Origin of the sequence: Trebonia sp., from assembly GCF_030042015.1 — a bacterium.
GTDB lineage: Bacteria > Actinomycetota > Actinomycetes > Streptosporangiales > Streptosporangiaceae > Trebonia.
On the sequence record NZ_JASIAL010000015.1, the window covers coordinates 1 to 18,526 of the forward strand.

Consider the following 18,526-nt stretch of genomic DNA (forward strand, 5'->3'; position numbering starts at 1 on the left):
ACGAACGGCGTCATGTCGCGGTAGTTGGTGAGCGCGGTGAACGGGGTCAGCAGGTCGTGGACCACGCCGATCACGATCGCCGCCACGAACGTCACCGCGATCGACCGCAGCCGCGCGACAAGGGCGGCGGCCAGCGACGAGATCACCAGGAACGTGAGCGTGGTCGGGTCGAGCTCGACCAGGTCGGCGAGCAGCAGCCCGGCGATGCCGGCCAGGATGCCGCAGCCGAACCAGGCGGCCGCCTCGACCCGGCGCACCGGCACGCCGAGCGTCGCGGTGATCTCCCTGTCGTTGGCCATCGCCCGCATCGCCGTGCCGAGCTTGGTGTACCGCAGGAACGCGGCGGTCGCCACGGTCAGCACGATGCCCGCGACGAGCGCGATGAACTGGGTCCAGGTGACCTGCAGCCCGAGGACCGTGAACCCGCCGTTGTCGGTGGGCAGCGAAATCTCGCGCACCGCGCCGCCGGTGGGCGGCCACAGCAGGTTCATCAGCCCGAACAGGATCAGGGTCAGGCCGAGCGTGGCCACCGCGCGGACCAGCGGGCCGCGCCTGGCGAGCGGCGGGCCGAACACGATCCCGTACGCGAGCGTGCACACGCCGCCGAAGAGGATGCAGACGAGCCACGCGGCCCAGCCGGGCAGCGACGCCTGGACCATGGCATAGGTGATGAACGCACCCATCGCCCCGACCGCGCCAAAGGCGAGGTAGAGCACGCCGGTGGCGCGGTACAGGACGACCAGCCCCACCCCGGACAGGGCATACACCCCGCCCAGGGCGAGACCGCTTACGAGGAACTGCGAGAGTTCAGACCAGCTTGGCATCTACCTATCATCCGTCACGAGGACGTCGGGTCCAAGGCCGCGGTGCCGGCCTGGGCACGGTACGACGCGATGTTCGGGTCGACGGCCGAGATCAGCGTGCACCCGCCGTTGGGCGCGATCACCATCTTGCCGTTGTCCGGCGTGACCGTGTAGTCCTCGTTGTTCGCGATGTGCGTGCTGTAGTCGCCGTACGTCCAGGCCTGGCAGAGCATGCCTGTGTCGACGTTCTTCAGCGCCTTGATCGCGGCGTTGACCGTGGCCACCGTGTAGACGCCGCTCGTGATCGACCGCAGGGCGTCGACCCCGAGCTCCGCCTCGGTGAAGCCCATCTCGCTGAACGCGCCGATGCCGCCGGAGACGGCCTTGCCGTACTGCGCGTAGATCGCCTTGTACAGGTTCATCGCCGGCGTGGTCTCCACGTCAGGCGGGGCCAGCTCGGCGTTCACGAAGAACTTGCCGTCCCACTTGGCCCCGAGCGACTGGGCGAGGAAGTCGGTGTTGCAGGGCGTCGAGCAGCCCCAGAACTTGACGTTGCCCTCGATGTTGAGCTTCTGCGCCGCCTGCAGGATCACCAGCGCGTCCGGCGGGGTGAAGTTCAAGATCACCGCGCCGTCCTTGCCCGCCTGGTCGACCAGGTTGATCGCCACCGAGTCGGCGTCGGAGATCGGCACGTTCGTGGTGTCATCGGTGATCGGCACGCCCGCGGCCTTGGCCAGGGCGTTCGGGCCGTCCTCGATGTACGTGGTGCCCGGGACGTTCGACTGGTCGAAGACGATCTTGTCCGGGTGCAGGGTCAGCGCGTACTGCACCGCGCCGTCCGAGCTGTACCGCGGTCCCATGTTGACATCGGCGTAGTTCGGCGTCGCGTAGCACTCGGGCGCGATGCCCGCGGCGATGACGTAGTAGCCGAGGCTCTTCCAGTAGCTGCTGTCGACCGAGCACTCGATGATGCTCGAGCTGCCGACGATGCCGACGACGTGGTCGGTCTGCACTAGCTGCTTGGCCTCGGACGCGATCTGCGTCGCGTTGCTCTGCTCGGTCTCGATGTAGTACTTGATCGGGTGGCCGTTGATCCCGCCGTTGTCGTTCACGCAGGTGAAGTAGGCCGCGGCCATGTTCGTGATGTCGGTGAACGAGGTGCCGCTCTGGTCGGTCACGATGGCGCCGAGCGGGATCGGGGTCCCGGTGGCCACGACGCCCGGGTTGGTGCCGCAGGCCGAGGTCGCGACAGCGGTAGAGGTCGGGCTCGCGCTCGTCGACGGGGTTGAGGTGCTGGTGGTGGGCGTCGTCGTGGTGGAGCTGCTGCTGCTGCTACTGCTGCTGCATCCGGCGAGGACGCCGAGCGCGACCGCGGCGAGCGCCGCGACGGCGAGCCGCGAGCGCCGGTGCTCGAATCTAATCATGGGTTCTGCCTTCTCGTGGCTAACAGCGAAATATTTCCGAAACTGCCGGGGCGCGCTGCCGGGGGTAGGCTCGCCGACCCGGAGGCTAGCAGAAGAACACATCGTTCACAGGTAAACGGTGCGTCTTTGCATTACCTTTGCATTGCCTGAGATGTGGCCTATGTTCTAGAAGCCGTCGTGTGTTTCGGTGAGATTATCGCCGTGCCAGGGCTAAGGTAAGCACTGCGCCAGAATACGTTTTCATCACGTTTCAGCCCCTCCTCCGCTGACCGTAAATGGGAAACTCCACCGCCGGCGGGTGGCGCGCCGGGCGCCGCGGCCAGGGCGACCCCGGCCGCCGGGCACCGAGGATCGGCACCTGCTGCCCAGCGACCCACCGGGACCTGGCGCGTACCGTGGACGGCGACCGGCCGGTATGCCCGAAAAGCGGTGCGGGTCCGACTCGCGGATTCCCGCGGCCTCAGGCCGGACGACGACCCGGCCCGCGCGCGGCCGGCCAGGTGCCGCGATATCGCCGATGCCGATATCGCCCGGTGATCTGGGAAGCGCCGCGAGCACCGGTCGGCCCCTTTCTGGCCGCCGCCGCGCGGCCAAAGCTTGCCGGGGGTAACCAATCTACGGGCGAGAATTCCACGGCAGCTGACCGGGAACAATTGCCGCTGGTCCCAAACTCGGCAGCGCGAAAGTTGCGGCGGGCCACAAATTTTCCCTGCGCTCAGGCCACGCTGGCCAAGCATCATTACGCGGCGTATCGAGGGGCCGTTGCAATCGTTAGCAGGCCGGGCGGCCGGCACGCGACCGGCGGTCGCTGCCGAAGGTTGCGCGTGCCCGGCCCGCGCTGAGCGCCGGCCGGGCACGACTTGGGGTGGGCGCCGGTCCGCGGGTCCGCGTCCCCGCGGACGCGGGTCCGCGGGTCCGCGGCGGCGCCGCACCAGGGCCGTGGCCGTCAGGCCAGGCCCGCCTGGGTGCGCAGCTGGTCGGCCTTGTCGGTGCGCTCCCAGGTGAACGCGTCACCGGACCGCCCGAAGTGGCCGTAGGCCGCGGTCTGCCGGTAGATCGGCCGGCGCAGGTCCAGGTCGCGCAGGATCGCGCCAGGGCGCAGGTCGAAGTTCTCCCGGACGAGCTCGGCGATCGCCGGCTTGGCGATCTTCTCGGTGCCGAACGTCTCGATCAGCAGCGACAGCGGGCGGGCGACGCCGATCGCGTAGGCCACCTGGACCTCGGCGCGGTCGGCCAGGCCGGCCGCGACGATGTTCTTCGCCACGTACCTGGCGGCGTAGGCCCCCGACCGGTCCACCTTGGACGGGTCCTTGCCTGACAGGGCGCCGCCACCGTTCCTGGCGAAGCCGCCGTAGGTGTCGACCATGATCTTCCTGCCGGTCAGTCCGGTGTCGCCGACCGGGCCGCCGATCACGAACCGGCCGGTCGGGTTGACGTAGAACTCCTTGCGCAGCCGGCCAGGGTCGAACATCTCTGGCGACAACGTCTGCAGGACCACCTCTTCCCACAGCGCGTCAGGGAGCTTGCTCTCCACGCCCTCGGCGTGCTGGGTGGAGATCAGCACCTTCTCGACCCCTGTCGGCTTGCCCGCGTCGTCGTACCGCACGGTGACCTGGGTCTTACCGTCCGGCCGCAGGTAGGGCAGCACGCCGGAGCGCCGGGCGTCGGTCAGCTTCTTCGCCATCTGCTGCGCGAGCGTGATCGGCATCGGCATGAGCTCGGGTGTCTCATTGGTCGCGTAGCCGAACATCATGCCCTGGTCCCCGGCGCCGATCTTGTCAAGCGGGTCGTCCGACCCGCCGACCCGGCCCTCGTGCGCGGCGGCCACGCCCTGCGCGATGTCCGGCGACTGCCGGTCCATGACGACGATCACGCCGACCGCGTTGCCGTCGAAGTAGTACTCGCCGTTGTCGTAGCCGATCTCGCAGACCACCCGGCGCGCGACCGCCGTGTAGTCGACCGCCGACGCCGTGGTGATCTCGCCGGCCATCACGATCAGGCCCGTTGTGACCAAGGTCTCGCACGCCACCCGGGACAGCGGGTCACCGGCGAGCGCCGCGTCAACGACCGCGTCGGAGATCTGGTCTGCGATCTTGTCCGGGTGGCCCTCCGTCACAGACTCGGAAGTGAAGAGGAATCCGCTATCCATGGCTAGCTCCTGAGGAGTCGTTATCTCCCGAGGCGGGAGGGTTGATAGTTGTGTGTGCGGCTAGGACGGTATCGAGTGCGAAGACTGCGGTGTCCGGGGCGCCCGGGGCGCCCGGGGCGCCCCGTGCGCTCGGCTCCGGGTCCGGGTCGGTCGCGGCGGCGTCCAGCCCGAGTTCAGACCGGACAATTGCCGCGCCAGCTACCATAGCGCGCAATTTGCGCCTGGCAACCTCCGGAGCCAGGTGCCGCAGCCCGCAGTCGGGATTGATCATAAGGCGGCCGGGGGCGACGTACTCAAGGCCGCGCCGGATGCGCGCGGCGACGAGCTCGGGGCTTTCCACCGTCGCGGACTTGACGTCGATCACGCCGAGACCCACCGCGGAGCGCCAGGAGTACTCCTTGATCAGCCGCAGGTCCTCAAGGCCCTTGCGGGCGAACTCGAGCACCAGCTGGTCCACGTGGGCATCGAGCACGGCCGGGAAAAGGAAGTCGTAGTGACCCTCCCAGGACGGCCGCGCGTACCTGTTGCCGTAGCAGACGTGCAGCGCCCATGTGACGGGAATCCCGTCGGTCACGATGTTGACCGCCTCGACCGCGAGCCCGGCCTGTTCCGGGTAGCCCGCCAGGAACGGCTCGTCGATCTGCAGCAGGGTCGCGCCGGCGCCCGCGAGGAAACGAGCCTCCATGTTGAGCCGCCTGGCCAGCGCGCGGATCAGGTCGGCGGGGTCGGTGTAGGCGGTGTCGGCGATCCGGCGCGACAGCGAGAACGGCCCGGTGAAGGAGAATTTGACGGGGCGGTCGGTCAGCTGCCTGGTGAAGTCGAAGTCGGCGGCGAGCCCGAGGCTGGACTTGTCGTCCTCGGGCAGCGGCGAGGTGACCTCGGCCTCGTAGTAGTCGTAGTAATCCGACTTACCGCGCTGCGCGATGTGCACGCCGGGGATGCGGGCCAGGAAGTAGTCGATGTCGTTGTCCCGGCGCAGCTCCCCGTCGGAGACGATGTCGATCCCCGCCCGCTCCTGGTCCTTGACCGCGGCCTTGATCGCGACCTCGTGGATCTCCGCCAGGTGCTGCGCGCTGATCCGCCGCTGGTAGTACTCGGTCTTGAGCCGCTCAAGCCACTCCGGGACCGAGTACGATCCCACGACCGTGGTCGGCAGGTAGCGGTGCCACTGTTCGCTCGGCGTCATCTGTCCCCGCCCTAATCCCTGACCTGCGCGGTGAGGGTCTTGATGTTGGCGCCGGGCCGCTCCTTGAACTGGCTGAACCCCACCTGGAAGCCGCGGCGGTTGGCCAGCAGCGCGAGCAGCGGGCCGTTGACCCAGTTGACCGTCGACCCGTCGTACTTGCCCGGGCCGTAGAAGCCCGTCCCGTACTGATCGGTCCCGGTCAGGAACAGGTCGTGGCAGGCCACCTGGCCGAACGGGTGCAGCAGCGGCAACGTGTCCGCGAAGCTGGCAAGCGCCCCGTTGCTGACGTGCATCCGGACGTCGCCCTCGGCGGCGAGCAGCGGGCGCAGGATCTCCCCGGTCAGCGACGGGGTGACCTGGTAGGTGTCCAGGCCCTCGAGCGGCACGTACCGCTCGGCCTGGCGCAGCGCGCCCCACACCGCCTGCCAGAACAGGACCGCCGCCCCTGGGTCGGCGAACTTGCCGGGCAGCGACTCCGACAGCAGCTCAGGGCCGATCCGCAGCAGCCGCTCGGTGAGCGGGGCGAGCTCCCGCTCCGCCACGCCGAACTGCTCCGCGATCCGCGCCGCGGCGGGTGCGGACAGGTAGGCGCGGGTCTGCACGAGGTACACCCGGCCCCTGATGGACGCCACCTCGTCGGTGGGAAGGTTGTCGTACACGTTGGAGATGTAGACGAGGAACGCCTTCCCGGCCAGGAATCCCACGCTCCCCGTCAGCCGGGTGGCCTCGAGCACCAGCCCGCTGACGTGGTCGCCGTGGTGCGCGACCTCCTGTCGCGCCCGGTCGAGCACGTGCGCCGAGTAGTCGCCCATCAGGTAGTGCAGCCGGCGGTAGTAGTCGCGGCCGTGCCGCCTGTCGAGTTCGGTGAACGCGTCAAGCCAGGTACGCGCCTGTCCTCCGTTGCCCACGCCAAGCTCGATGACGTAAAGCGCCTCGGGCAGCGCGCGCCGTGCCGCCAGCTCGTCCCAGACCTTGAACAGGTCAAGGATCAGGTCGCGTGCCGTGGCGGCGTTACGCGCGTCGCTCTCCCCGCCGGGCAGCGCGTGCTCGTACTCCCGGCCCGTGGCCTTCTCCCAGATCGCCAGCGCCTGCCAGTACAGCGCGTTGAAGCGCCAGACGCAGCTGGCCGAGCCCGGCACCCAGGGCTCAAGCCAGACGTTTGCACCAGCGTCGGCGTCCGTGAGGGCCGCGTTCACCACCGCCGCCACGTCCGTGCCCGGCTGCGCGCAGCGGCGCAGGTCCACGGCGAGTTCGTAGCCGTCCACGGCCGCCTCGGCGCCGGAGTCGGGAGATCCCGCGCCGGCCGCGATGACCGGGCGCACCATGACGGTGTCACGGAAGTTGTTCTTGTACTGGATCCAGTCGCAGCTCACGCGCAGCCGCGTGAGGTCCACGTCGGCGGCGCACAGCGCGCCGACCAGCGGGCCGATCGCCGCCTGCGCCCCCGCGGATTCGCGCAGCTTGCGGACGGCGCGAACCTCAATGTCCATCGGCCCACTTCCCGACTGGAGCCGGCCGGCGCGCCCCGGCCGGGAGCCGGCCCCGCAGCAGGCTCACTCGTGGTCCCCGGACGGGAAAACAACTCCAGCCGGCTTTTCACCTGACTGGCGGCTGAATTGCGCGCCAATAGCGCCAGTGCCTATAGCACCGAATTCATAAATGCCGTTAGTGCTCGCACACAGGCGCGCCGGGCGTCGCTGAGCCAGTCCCACGTTCCTCATGCTGCCTCAGCCGATGACCCCAGGCATCGACACGCCCCACAAGCTTTGCGGGGAGGCCCCTGTGCAGCCGCACAACGAAAACCGGCGGCCGCCGCTAAAACCGGCTGACCACCTCGCTGCCGAGCAGCCTGATGTGCTCGACGTCACCGGGCCCGTAGACGTGGAAGTAGACCGTGTCCGCGCCCTGGGCGGCCAGGTCCTCGATCGCCGCGATCACGTCGCCGGCGGTGCCGGTGACGCCCGCCGCGAGCAGCCGCGCGCCCGGCTCGCCCAGCGACTCCTTGCGCCGCTCCAGGTCCTGCGGTGAGGAGCCGATGCACACCGGCAGCGTCGCGGACAGCCGGACCTCCGCCGGGTCGCGGCCGACGACGTCCGCGCAGATCCGCCGGAAGTTGGCGTACCGCTCGCGCACCTGCGTGCCCAGCGCGCCGTTGAACTCGTCGGCGTACTTCGCCGCCAGCGTCGGGGTGCGCTTGGGGCCGGCCCCGCCGATGATGATCTTCGGCCGGGCTGCTGGCCGCGGGATCGAGGTGCAATCCTGCACCTGGTAGAACTTGCCGTCGAAGCTGAACCGCTCCCCCGGCCTGGTCCGCCACAGCCCGGTGAGGATCGCCAGCTGCTCCTCCAGCCGGTCGAACCGCTCGCCGAGCGGCGGGAACGGGATGCCGAAGTACTGGTGCTCGCGCTCGTACCAGGCGGCCCCGATGCCCAGCTCGGCCCGGCCGCCGCTCATCTGGTCGACGGTCGCGACCTCGACCGCCAGCTGGCCAGGCAGCCGGAAGGTCGACGCGTTGACCAGGGTGCCGATGCGGACCCGGCTGGTCTGCACCGCCAGCCCGGCCAGCGTCGTCCACGAGTCGGTCGGCTGATAGGTGGTGTCGTCGGCGTCGATGCCCAGGTAGTGGTCGGAGCGGAAGAAGGCGTCGAACCCGCCCTCTTCCGCCGCCCGCGCCAAGGCGAGGATCTGCTCATACGTGGCACCGTGGTGCGGTTCAAGCAGTATCCGCAGCCTCATCCAGTCTCCTTCGGGTGGGAATTAAAAGATCGCTACGCGGAACGGAACGTGGCGCCTGTGGTCGCGTCGGCGGCTGTCACGACCGTCGCGACCGGCGCCGGCTGGTTCAGCGGGTAGTGGCACGCGACGAAGTGGCCTGCCGCCAGCTCCCTGGGCTTGGGCTCCTCCGCGGCGCACAGGTCCGTGGCCCGCGGGCACCTGGTGCGGAACCGGCATCCGCTCGGCGGGTTGATCGGCGACGGCGGCTCGCCCTTGATCGTCGTGGCCGCCCGCGCGGCGCCCGGCTCGGTGGACGGGATCGAGTCGAGCAGCGCCCGCGTGTAGGGGTGCAGCGGCTCCCGGTACACGTCCTCGCCCCGCCCGATCTCGCACAGCTTCCCGAGGTACATCACCGCGACCCGGTCGCTGACCTGCTTGACCAGCGACAGGTCGTGCGCGATGAACAGGTAGGACAGTCCGAGTTCGGCACGCAGCTTCTCGAACAGGCTGAGCACCTGTGCCTGGACCAGCACGTCGAGTGACGATACGGCCTCGTCGCAGATGATCAGCGACGGCTCCAGTGCCACCGCCCGGGCGATGGCGACACGCTGCGCCTGCCCGCCGGACAGCTCCCTGGGATGCCGCTTGGCGTACCGCCCCGGATCCAGGCCCACCAGGTCGAGCAGTTCATCGACCCGCTTGCGCCGCGCGGTCCTGTCGCCGGCGTGGTAGGCGACCAGCGGCTCGTCGATGATTGACTGCACCTTCCACTTCGGGTCAAGCGACCCGAACGGGTCCTGGAAAACGAACTGCATGTGCCGGCGCGCCTGGAGCAGCCTCCTGCCGCGCAGCCTGGTCAGCTCGGTGCCGCGGAACATGACAGAGCCCGACTTCGGGCGCGGGGCCTGCAGGATCGCCCGGGCCAGGGTGGACTTGCCGGACCCTGTCTCGCCCACGATGCCGAGCGTCTCGCCGGGCATGATGTCGAACGACACGCCGGACACCGCCTGCACGACGCCCGCCTTGCTGCCGCTGCTGCCGAACAGTGCGCCCTCACCGGCGCTCGTGCGGTCCGTCCCCGCGGCGCCGCGGGTGCGCACCACGAACTCCTGGACCAGGTCGTGCACCGACAGCAGCGGCTCCCCGGCCGTCGGCTGGTCCGGGGGGGTCGGTTCGGCGGTCATGCCACGCCTCCGTTCTCGCAGGGGTGCCAGCATGCCCATCGGTGGTTGGGTGCGTGCTCGAGCAGCGCCGGCGCCTTCGCCACGCAGTCGTCGGCCGCGCTCCCGCAGCGCGGCGCGAACGAGCAGCCTGGCGGCAGCGCGGTCGGGTCAGGCGGCCGCCCGCCGACGATGGGCAGCGGGGAGTGCGCCGGCCGCTCCAGGTGCGGGACCGCGTCGAGCAGCGCACGGGTGTAGCGCATCCGGACGGCGCCGCCGGCGCCGAAGAGCCGCAAGGCCGGCGCCTGCTCCACGATCTTGCCCGCGTACATCACGATCACCTCGTCCGCGTAGGACGCCGCGAGCCCCATGTCGTGGCTGATCAGGACCAGCGCCATGTCCAGCTCGTGCTGCAGTTCGAGCAGCAGCTCCATGATCTGCGCCTGGGTAGTCACGTCGAGCGAGGTGGTGGCCTCGTCGGCCATCAGCAGCTTCGGCCGGCACGCCAGCGCGATCGCGATCACCACGCGCTGGCGCATGCCGCCAGAGAGCTGGTGCGGGTACTCGTGGAACCGGCGCTCGGCCGCCGGGATGCGAACCAGCCGCAGCAGCTCGATCGCCTGCGTCTGCGCCTCGTGCCTGCTCACCTTGCGGTGCGTCCTGATGGCCTCGGTGATCTGGACACCGATCCGCATCGTCGGGTTGAGCGACCGGGCCGGGTCCTGGAACACCATCGCTATGTCGGAGCCGCGGTGCTTGCGCAACTCGGCGTCGGACAAGCCGATCAGCTCGGCACCGCGCAGCCGGGCGGACCCGCCGATCGCCGTGCCCAGCGGGAGCAGCCCCATGATGGCCCGGCAGCAGACGGTCTTGCCTGACCCCGACTCGCCGATGATCGCGAGCGTGCGCCCGGGATCGACAGAGAAGCTGACTCCGTCGACGGCACGCAGCTCGCGGCCCCCGACCACGAACGAGACCCGCAGGTCGTCGACCTGCAGCAGAGCATCGGTCATCGCACCCCCCACCGCTCGCGCAGCGCGTCCCCGAGCATGTTCAGCGCCACCACGGTGACCAGCAGGAAAATCGACGGGATCAGCACGTACTCGGGCTGCGCGGTCAGCACCTGCTGGCCTTGCGCGATCATGGAGCCCCAGCTTGCCTCGGGCAGCGGGATGCCGTAGCCCAGGAAGTCCAGGGCGCCCTCCAGGATGATCACGATGCCGATGCCGAGCAGGCTGAACGTCACGATGCCCGGCAAGATGTTCGGCACGATGTGGCGGACGATGATCCGCCAGCCGCGGGTGCCGGCCAGCCGGGCCGCGGTCATGAACGGCAGCGCCCGCAGCGTCAGCGTGGCACCCCGCACGACCCGCCCCAGCGCCGGGACCGCGAACACGGAAAGCGCCAAGATCACGTGCGGCTCGCTCGGCCCGAGCCCCTCCGCGATCACCAGCGCCAGCACCAGGGCGGGGAACGCGATCAGCACGTCGAGCACCCGGCTCAGGACGGCGTCGATCCAGCCGCCGAAGAAGGCCGCGATCACCCCGATCGCGCCGCCGACCACGATGCCGATGATCGTGACGGACACGCTGACCTCGAACGCCACCTGCCCGCCGTAGACGATCTGGGAGAACACGTCGACGCCGAGCTGGTTGGTGCCCAGGATGTGGCCAGGCGAGAACGGCGGCTCTGACGAATAGATGATGTTCCCGTTCTCCGACGAGGGCAGCGTGTAGATCAGCGGCCACACGAAGCACATCGCGAGCATCAGGATCAGGAATCCTCCTGGTACCCAGAGCCGCAGCGTGCGGCCCAGCCGCTGCGTCCGCAGCCGGCGGTTATTGACCAGGGAGGGCAGCGACGGCGGGACAGGGGTCGCGAGCGTGACGTCAGGAGTTGGTGCTGCCATACCGGATCCTTGGGTCGAGTACCGTATAGGCGAGGTCGGCGAGGAGGTTGCCGAGCACGGTCACCAGCGCGAAGACGAGCACGATCGCCTCGACGAGGGCCGTGTCATGGTCGCCGATGCCGGTCAGCAGGTCGTTGCCGATGCCTGGCAGCTCGAATATCGTCTCGATGATCGCGGCCGCGCCGACCAGCCCGCCCAAGTTCAGCCCGACGACCGTGATCAGCGTGAACATCGAGTTCCGCAGCGCGTGCTTGATCAGGACCCGCCACGGGGTCACGCCCTTGGCCTTGGCGGTCACGATGTAGTCCTCGCGCTGCATCTGCTCCACCATGTCGGCCCGCAGCAGCCGGGTGTAGATCGCGAACAGCCCGAACCCGAGCGACGCCGCGGGCAGCGTCAGCGCCTTGAAGTAGGAGAGCGGGGTGCTGCCCAGGGAGTCCGAGATGACCGGGAACCACGGCAGCTTGACCGCGAAGATGATGATGAGCAGGAACGCGAACGCGTAGGGCGCGGCGGACAGCCCGAGCATGCTGATCCCGAGGCTGATCCGGTCCATGACGCCGTTCGGCCGGCGCGCCGCGAGCACCGCCACGATGATCGCGAGCAGCAGCGAGACCACGAGCGCGTACGCGAGCAGCAGCAGGGTGACGGGCAGGTGGGTGGCCAGTTCGTGGTTGATGTCCAGGCCCAGGAGCGACGTGCCGAAGTTTCCGTGCAGCACGCCGTCCAGCCAGCTCCAGTACCGCTGCCAGAACGGCTGGTCAAGCCCGAGCGTCTTGTTGAGTTGGGCCACCGCCGCCTGGGTGGCGTGCAGACCGAGTATCGCCTGGGCGGTGTCGTTGGGCAGCGCGCTCATGACCGCGAAGGTCAGGAACGTGACGCCCCACAGCACGAAGACGGCGGCGATCAGCCGCTTGCCCACCATCCGCAGCGCCGGCGAGCCGGTGAGCCGGCGCACGCCTCCGCGTGCGCCGGCTCCGGTCTGGAGCTGGATTTGCTGAACCAGCGCCATGATTCTTTTGTCCTCCCGTATTTAGTTCAGGGACAGGCCGTCAGGAGGTCGGGTTGTAGTACACATCCTCCCAGGGGATTGTCGGGACGACGGCCACCGAGGCCAGCGGCGTGGAAAGACCCGGTCCGCTGATCCCGTGCACCGACACGTTCGCCGGGGAGAACGTGAAGTAGAACGGCCCGTCGTAGTTCTTGGCGATGTACTCCGCCGCCTCGGCGTAGTACTTGCAGCGGGTGGCGAGGTTCAGCGGCGCCTGCGCATCCTGCAGGATCGTGTCGAGCGCCGTGGAGTGCACCCCGCTGAACGGCGAGTAGGACTCGAAGCGGAAGCCGACGCCGACGCCGCCCGCCGGGTCGAAGGCGCCCGCGGTCTGGACCATCGACTGCCACTTCTTGCCGCCGTCCGCCTCGAAGGCCGAGATCAGCCCCGATAGCGGCCAGGAGATGATGCTGACGTGCATGCCGAGCGCCTCCCACTCGGTGCGCAGCGCCTCCATGGCATCCTGCGCGGTCGAGAGGGCGATCGTGCCGAGCTGGAACGTGATCTTATTCAGCCCGGTCTCGGCGATCAGCTGCTTGGCCAGTGTCGGATCATATCCCTGGTACCCGGGCACGACCGGCTCGTAGCAGATGCCGCCTGGCCCGGTGAAGCTCTCCGTGACCGGGTACCGGCCGCCGAAGAGGTGCTGCAGGATCGGGGCGAAGTTGGTCGCCGCGTATATCGCCTCGCGCGCCTTGGGGTTGTTGAACGGCGCGATCGCGGTATTCAGCTGCAGGTCGTACGGGGACGTGCCGAGGTTGTTCTCCACCTCGAAGTGCGACGCGGACTCGTCGATCAGCGCCGTCGTGGACATGTCCTCGTACACCTGGCCCTCGTTGGCCAGCAGGGCCTCGTACGCTGCCTCATCGCTGCCGACCGTCTTAAACGTGATCTGGTTCAGGTAGGGGTGACCCGCCTCCCAGTAGTTCGGGTTCTTCTTGACCACGAGCTCGGTGTTGGGGGTGTCGCTGACGACCTCGAACGGCCCGGCGCCAACCGGGTCCAGCCCGAAGTTCTTGTCGTTCGCGATGGCGGTCGGCGAGCCGATCCAGTCGGCAATCGAGTCGAAGAGCTGGTCGATGAAGGCCGCGTTCGGCGCGTCCTGGTGCACGACGATCGTGTAAGGACCGGTGACCTGGATGGCCCCCGCCGCGGGCGGCTCGGGCGTCCCGACAGCCGCGCCCTTGGGCAGCGGCAGCTCCTTGATCTCCCACGGCGGGTTGAGGCCGTTCTTGATCCCGACCGGGCCGAGATCCCGCTCCCAGTTGTAGTACACCGCCTCGGCGTTGAACGGCGTGCCGTCGGTGAACTTAACGCCCTGGCGCAACGTGATCGTCACGTTCTCGGCGTTGGCGCTGTATGAGTAGCTTGTGGCCAGGTCCGGTTCGATCACGTTGTTCGGGCCCAGCTCGAAGAGCTCCCCGAAGATCGCGGTCATGAAGTCCTGGGTGGCGGCGCCCTCCTTGTTTTGCGCCGGGTCGAGGGTCGTCCACGCACCCGCGTACCCGGCGCTTTCGAGGACGGTGATCGAGCCGCCGCTCTTGACCGGTACGGAGGGTAGCGCGGATCCGGTCGGGCTGACCGTGCCCGACGATGAGCTGCTGCACGCGGCAGCCGCGAGAGTTAGTGCGGCCGCTCCAGCCAGGCAGGCGGTCCGCATTGACTTAAGCCGAAAACTCACGGCATTCACCTACTCGTGATTATTCGTACGCTGGCATGTGACAATTGGTCAGTCGAGCGTCTGAAGATTTGTCTTGGATACTCTCACTCGGTCGATGGCGCTGCAAGGGTTACATTCTGGGTCCTCCGGTTGGCGCGTGCTGGGTTGTATCCCCGCACGCCCGGCCACGCTCCGCCCTTGTGTCGCGCCACAAAGCTGGCTAACGCAGCGCTAACCTGCGCAGGCGCGGCGTGGTGAGCAGCCATCGAGATTATGTCGATCACGGATATCTATGAGTCTGCTGAGATGCCAGATGCCCTCCTGGGGGTTGGGAGATACGGATGCCTGATGCGCCGGAGGATATCGTGACAACCACCCAGGACGCCGTGCATTCGGCCCCCGGTGACCGACCGGTGACCGAACCGATAACGACAACGACGGCCACGGTGGCCGGCTGGCCCGCGGGCCCGCGCGGGGCGCCGCGCCGGCTGCTTCGCGCCGTGCTCGCCGATCCGGGGTACGGGCCGCTGCCCGGGCTGCTGCTGATCCTCACGGCGATCACCGGCGTCGTGGACGCGGTGTCGATCCTGGCCCTCGGCCGGGTCTTCGTCGCCAACATGACAGGGAACGTGGTGTTCGCCGGCTTCGCCGCCGTCGGCGCGCCGGGGTTCTCACTCAGCGCCTCGCTGTTCGCGCTGGCCGGCTTCCTCGTCGGCGCGGCGGCCGGCGGCACGCTGGCGACCAGGGCGGGCCACGACCGCGGCGTGCTGCTGCGGGCCGGCGCCGCCGCGGAACTGGCCTTCGCCGGCATCGCGCTGATCCTCGCCGCGTCATCGGGCGCGCGGGGGGTGAGCCACGGCACGCTGGGCATGACCGGGGGCGCGTTCGGCCCCGCGGTCACCGACGCCGTCGCCGCGCTCCTCGCCGTCGCGATGGGCATCCAGAACGCGGTCGCGCGCAGGCTGGCCGTGCCTGACATGACCACGACCGTGCTCACGATGACGCTGACCGGCCTTAGCGCCGACTTCCGTGGGGTGATCCGCGGCACCGGCGCGATCCGGGCGGCGGCCAGGGTGGACCTCGGCCGCCGTCTGCAGGTGGTCGCCACGATGCTCGCGGGCGCCGTGCTGAGCGCCTGGCTGGTCCTCAACGTCAGCGTGGTGTCCGCGCTGAGCCTGGCGACGGCCCTGCTGGCCGTGGTCGCGACGGGCGCCGCCCTTGCCGCGAGCCGCCCCGGCGCCCCCGGGACCTGGCGCGCCGCCCCCGCGAAACGGTAGGGGGTGGGCACAGGGCGTGGCTCGCTCGCCGGTCAACCCCAGGGGCAATGCTGGGGAGTTAAGGTCCGGGAGCAGTGGTCAAGGATCGTCGGCGGCGGCCCGGGATGGCCTGGATGGTGTCGGCGATGGCGATCCGGGGCGCCTGGCACAGGGCCGAGAGCGTCCGCGTCTCCTGTTGAAGGCCGGCCGGTCGCCGGAGCGCGGTACCCGGCCGCCGGGCAGGGTGCGCCGGGTGGCATCCGGCAGGTGCGGCAGCTTGCGCGCCCGGGCCAGCTCCCCGTCAGCGGTGCTGGCGGAGCCGAAGGCCGCGCCGGGCAGCGCGCGGGTCCCTCTCTGGCGGGCGTCATGAGCTGGCTGACCGGGTAGCCGACCTGGCCGGGGGATGTTCTCATCTTGCCCGGCCAGGCCCGGTTCGGCGGGGTATCGGTGGCCTTCGGCGGCCGACAGCCGTCGAAGGCCACCATCCGGTAAGCGAGGCAATTGGGCCGTTGGCGCAGCCGGCCCGATACAGCCGGGCCGTTGGCGCAGCCGGCCCAGTCAGGGAGGCCGGGTAGCGGCCGGAGCGGGGGCTATTGGCTGGGTGCGCGGTGTTCGCCGGACATGAGCAACGGAGGTCATGAGCAACGGAGGTCCGGCATGACGGGTGCCGACCAAGATCACCTGCCGCGAAGGACCTCCGTCGCGCGTTCGGTCTGCCATCTGTTCTGCTGTCACGTCGGTTAGCAGGACGATTACGGTGGCTGCGGGGGTGTTCGGCCCGGGTCATCTGGGTGAGCTGACGCAGATCGTGCCGTTCGGGCTGGCGGATGCGGTGCTGGCGGAGACGGGGGCCACCGGGCGGCGGCTGCGGCTGCTGCCCTCGCGGGCGGGGCTGTATTTCGTGCTCGGGATCGTCTTGTTTCCCGGTGCCGGGTACCAGGGGGTCTGGGCGAAACTGACTGATGCGCTGGATGCGGTGGTCCCGGACCTCAAGGCCCTGCGGGGCCTTCGGCGGCGGATCGGCGCTGCCCCGCTGAAGGCCCTGTTCGAGGTGCTGGCCGGGCCGCTGGCCTGGCCGCGGACCCCGGGGGTGATGTCCGGCCGGTACCGGACGGTGGCCTTCGACGGCTGCCAGTCCATCCGTGTCCCCGACAGCGAGCTGAACCGGTCCTGGCTGGGGAAGCTCAACGCGGCGCTGGGCGAGACCGGCTACCCGGCGATCCGGCTGATGACCCTATGCGAGACCGGCACCAGGGCGCTGACCGGCGCGGTGTTCGGCTCCCCGGCCGACGGGGAGACCACCCGGGCCCGCAAGCTGCTCCACCTGCTGGACGCCCGCCCGCCGCCCGCCGGTACTGCAGCGGTTCCCCGACGGGTCGTTCCTGTCAGTCATCGGCGGGGTCAAGGTCCGCATCATCCCCGCTGATGTGAGGGTCACCTGCCACGACGGCACCCGCTACGGCGACTGCTACCGGCTGGCCACCACGATCTTGGACTGGCGCGCCTATCCCGCCGGCGCCTTGATCACCCTCTATCACCAAAGATGGGAGCACGAGGTCAGCTATCTCGCCTTGCGGCACACCCCGCTGACCGGACGGGTGACGCCCTCGGGTGACCCCGAGGGCGTCAAGCGGGAGATGCGGGCACTGCTGGCGCTATACCAGGCACTGCGGATCGCGGTCACCGACGCCGTGCAGACCGTCCCGGGAACCGACCCCGACCGGGCCAGCTACCAGATCGCCGTCGAAACCGCCCAGCTCACGGTCACCAGTGCCCGCGGCATCCTCCCCGCCACCCCGGACCTGGCCGGCGAGACCGGCCGCGCCGTCCTGGCCAGCCTGCACGGCCCGCGCCGCCCCCGCGTCTGCGCACGCAAGGTCAAATCCCCGCTCAGCCGCTGGAACAAGAACCCGCCCGGCAAACCCTCCGCCAGCCTGCGGATCACCAGCGTGACCACCATCACCGATTACCAGGACAAACCCGCGACACGCCGACGACGGTCCTTGAACCCCGCCACCGGACCCTAACTCCCCGGCATTGACCCTAGGGGTAGCTTCAGCCCCACACTTCGCGGGCGGTCTCGACGATGAGGCGGAGCTTGGCGATTTCCTCGTCCCGGGTGAGCGAGTTGCCCTCGACCGTGGAGGAGAAGCCGCACTGGCCGGACAGGCACAGCTGGTCGAGCGGCGCGTACGTGGCGGCCTCGTCGATCCGGCGCTTGAGCTCGTCCTTGGACTCGAGTTCCGGCCGCTTGGTGGTCACCAGGCCGAGCACGATCTGCTTGCCCGCGGGGACGAAGCGCAGCGGCTCGAACCCGCCGGACCGCTCGTCGTCGTACTCCATGAAGAACCCGTCCACGTCGAGTTCGCTGAACATCGCCTCGGCGACGAAGTCGTAGCCGCCAGAGGCGACCCACGAGGACCGGTAGTTGCCGCGGCACATGTGCGTGGCGATCGTCATGCCGGCCGGCTTGTCCTTGACCGCGTCGTTGATCAGGCTGATGTAGCGCAGGTGCATGTGCTCGGCGTCCTCGCCGCGCTCGGCGATGTACTCGCGCTGTGCCGGGTCGTTGAGATAGGCCAGCGACGTGTCGTCGATCTGCAGGTAGGTGCAGCCCTGCTCGCCGAGCCTGCGCACCTCCTCGGCGTACGCGGCGGACACGTCACTCCAGAACTCCTCGGGGTCCGGGTAGACGGACTGGTCGATCACGGCGGACAGCCCGGACCGGTAGTGCACCATCGACGGCGCCGGGATCGTGAGCTTCGGGACCGAGTCCCCCGCGATCGACTGCAGGAACGCGAAGTCGTCGCCGAAGATCGTCTTGTCCATGCTGACCCGGCGGCTCACGTGGATCGCGTCCGGGGTGAACTCGATCGTGCCGTCGGCGTTGCGGAACCGCGATAGCAGGTGCCCTGGCACCTTCTCGATGCCGCCGATCTGGTAGATGAAGTCCATGTGCCAGGAGTGACGGCGGAACTCGCCGTCGGTCACCGACCGCAGGCCGACGTCCTGCTGCAGCGCCACCGCGTCGCGGATGGCAGCGTCCTCGGCGTTCCGCAGCTCGCCCGCGGTGATGTTCCCCGCCGCGAAGTCGTCGCGGGCCCGCCGCAGCTCCGGCGGCCGGAGCAGGCTGCCGACGTGGTCCGCACGGAACGGAGGAGTTGTCCTCGGCGACATGGCTCATCCTCAGGGTCGGCGACGGGTACCGGCATC

At 69.5% G+C, this 18,526-nt stretch carries 15 protein-coding genes; 3 read left to right on the forward strand and 12 right to left on the reverse strand.

Annotated elements, in window-relative coordinates; translation table 11 throughout:
* From Q1N79_RS00590 to Q1N79_RS00640, 11 genes are all read right to left on the reverse strand, one after another.
* The coding region (locus Q1N79_RS00590; protein WP_300602761.1) for a branched-chain amino acid ABC transporter permease at window positions 1–824 on the reverse strand (824 nt) is incomplete at its 3' end.
* Window positions 825–838: 14 nt separating this feature from the next.
* Entirely contained in the window at window positions 839–2,227 is a 1,389-nt protein-coding gene (locus Q1N79_RS00595) for an ABC transporter substrate-binding protein (protein WP_300602764.1), read from the reverse strand.
* A 946-nt stretch (window positions 2,228–3,173) separates the two neighbouring features.
* A complete protein-coding gene (gene metK, locus Q1N79_RS00600; protein ID WP_300602767.1) occupies window positions 3,174–4,376 on the reverse strand; it encodes a methionine adenosyltransferase in 1,203 nt (400 codons plus the stop codon).
* Window positions 4,369–5,562 (reverse strand): hypothetical protein, encoded by a 1,194-nt coding sequence (locus tag Q1N79_RS00605; RefSeq protein WP_300602770.1) that lies wholly within the window; start codon window positions 5,560–5,562, stop codon window positions 4,369–4,371. Before Q1N79_RS00605 ends, metK begins: the two co-directional genes overlap by 8 nt.
* A gap of 11 nt (window positions 5,563–5,573) precedes the next feature.
* Window positions 5,574–7,052 (reverse strand): hypothetical protein, encoded by a 1,479-nt coding sequence (locus Q1N79_RS00610; protein ID WP_300602773.1) that lies wholly within the window; start codon window positions 7,050–7,052, stop codon window positions 5,574–5,576.
* A 325-nt stretch (window positions 7,053–7,377) separates the two neighbouring features.
* On the reverse strand, window positions 7,378–8,298 hold the full coding sequence (locus Q1N79_RS00615) for a TIGR03560 family F420-dependent LLM class oxidoreductase (RefSeq protein WP_300602776.1): 921 nt from the start codon (window positions 8,296–8,298) through the stop codon (window positions 7,378–7,380).
* A 32-nt stretch (window positions 8,299–8,330) separates the two neighbouring features.
* Window positions 8,331–9,461, reverse strand: a complete 1,131-nt coding sequence (locus Q1N79_RS00620) for an ABC transporter ATP-binding protein (protein ID WP_300602779.1) — start codon at window positions 9,459–9,461, stop codon at window positions 8,331–8,333.
* A complete protein-coding gene (locus tag Q1N79_RS00625) occupies window positions 9,458–10,450 on the reverse strand; it encodes an ABC transporter ATP-binding protein (protein ID WP_300602782.1) in 993 nt (330 codons plus the stop codon). The genes Q1N79_RS00620 and Q1N79_RS00625 overlap by 4 nt, the downstream gene beginning before the upstream one ends.
* Window positions 10,447–11,346 carry an ABC transporter permease gene (locus tag Q1N79_RS00630; protein WP_300602785.1) on the reverse strand — a complete coding sequence of 300 codons (900 nt, stop codon included), beginning with the start codon at window positions 11,344–11,346 and terminating at the stop codon, window positions 10,447–10,449. Before Q1N79_RS00630 ends, Q1N79_RS00625 begins: the two co-directional genes overlap by 4 nt.
* On the reverse strand, window positions 11,327–12,358 hold the full coding sequence (locus tag Q1N79_RS00635; RefSeq protein ID WP_300602788.1) for an ABC transporter permease: 1,032 nt from the start codon (window positions 12,356–12,358) through the stop codon (window positions 11,327–11,329). Before Q1N79_RS00635 ends, Q1N79_RS00630 begins: the two co-directional genes overlap by 20 nt.
* A 40-nt stretch (window positions 12,359–12,398) precedes the next feature.
* Complete coding sequence (locus tag Q1N79_RS00640) at window positions 12,399–14,078, reverse strand: ABC transporter substrate-binding protein (protein WP_300602791.1); 1,680 nt, start codon at window positions 14,076–14,078, stop codon at window positions 12,399–12,401.
* 392 nt (window positions 14,079–14,470) lie between these two features.
* Here Q1N79_RS00640 and Q1N79_RS00645 point away from each other — a divergent pair, with 392 nt between their 5' ends.
* The 3 genes from Q1N79_RS00645 (at window position 14,471) to Q1N79_RS00655 (ending at window position 17,340) form a co-directional block, all read left to right on the forward strand.
* On the forward strand, window positions 14,471–15,334 hold the full coding sequence (locus Q1N79_RS00645) for a DUF1275 family protein (RefSeq protein ID WP_300602794.1): 864 nt from the start codon (window positions 14,471–14,473) through the stop codon (window positions 15,332–15,334).
* Between the two features lie 736 nt (window positions 15,335–16,070).
* Window positions 16,071–16,739: a transposase domain-containing protein gene (locus Q1N79_RS00650; RefSeq protein WP_300602796.1), complete on the forward strand. Its 669-nt coding sequence runs from the start codon at window positions 16,071–16,073 to the stop codon at window positions 16,737–16,739.
* Between the two features lies 1 nt (window position 16,740).
* Complete coding sequence (locus Q1N79_RS00655; protein WP_300602799.1) at window positions 16,741–17,340, forward strand: hypothetical protein; 600 nt, start codon at window positions 16,741–16,743, stop codon at window positions 17,338–17,340.
* A gap of 28 nt (window positions 17,341–17,368) precedes the next feature.
* Here Q1N79_RS00655 and Q1N79_RS00660 read toward each other — a convergent pair whose 3' ends face one another.
* The gene (locus tag Q1N79_RS00660; RefSeq protein ID WP_300602801.1) at window positions 17,369–18,490 is read right to left on the reverse strand and encodes a 5-methyltetrahydropteroyltriglutamate--homocysteine S-methyltransferase; all 1,122 of its coding nucleotides are present in this window, start codon (window positions 18,488–18,490) and stop codon (window positions 17,369–17,371) included.
* Window positions 18,491–18,526 lie beyond the last annotated feature (36 nt).

Coding starts and splice junctions, on each gene's coding strand:
- Q1N79_RS00595 (WP_300602764.1), bottom strand. CDS start 2,227: ATGATTAGATTCGAGCACCGGCGCTCGCGGCTCGCCGTCGCGGCGCTC.
- metK (WP_300602767.1), bottom strand. CDS start 4,376: ATGGATAGCGGATTCCTCTTCACTTCCGAGTCTGTGACGGAGGGCCAC.
- Q1N79_RS00605 (WP_300602770.1), bottom strand. CDS start 5,562: ATGACGCCGAGCGAACAGTGGCACCGCTACCTGCCGACCACGGTCGTG.
- Q1N79_RS00610 (WP_300602773.1), bottom strand. CDS start 7,052: ATGGACATTGAGGTTCGCGCCGTCCGCAAGCTGCGCGAATCCGCGGGG.
- Q1N79_RS00615 (WP_300602776.1), bottom strand. CDS start 8,298: ATGAGGCTGCGGATACTGCTTGAACCGCACCACGGTGCCACGTATGAG.
- Q1N79_RS00620 (WP_300602779.1), bottom strand. CDS start 9,461: ATGACCGCCGAACCGACCCCCCCGGACCAGCCGACGGCCGGGGAGCCG.
- Q1N79_RS00625 (WP_300602782.1), bottom strand. CDS start 10,450: ATGACCGATGCTCTGCTGCAGGTCGACGACCTGCGGGTCTCGTTCGTG.
- Q1N79_RS00630 (WP_300602785.1), bottom strand. CDS start 11,346: ATGGCAGCACCAACTCCTGACGTCACGCTCGCGACCCCTGTCCCGCCG.
- Q1N79_RS00635 (WP_300602788.1), bottom strand. CDS start 12,358: ATGGCGCTGGTTCAGCAAATCCAGCTCCAGACCGGAGCCGGCGCACGC.
- Q1N79_RS00660 (WP_300602801.1), bottom strand. CDS start 18,490: ATGTCGCCGAGGACAACTCCTCCGTTCCGTGCGGACCACGTCGGCAGC.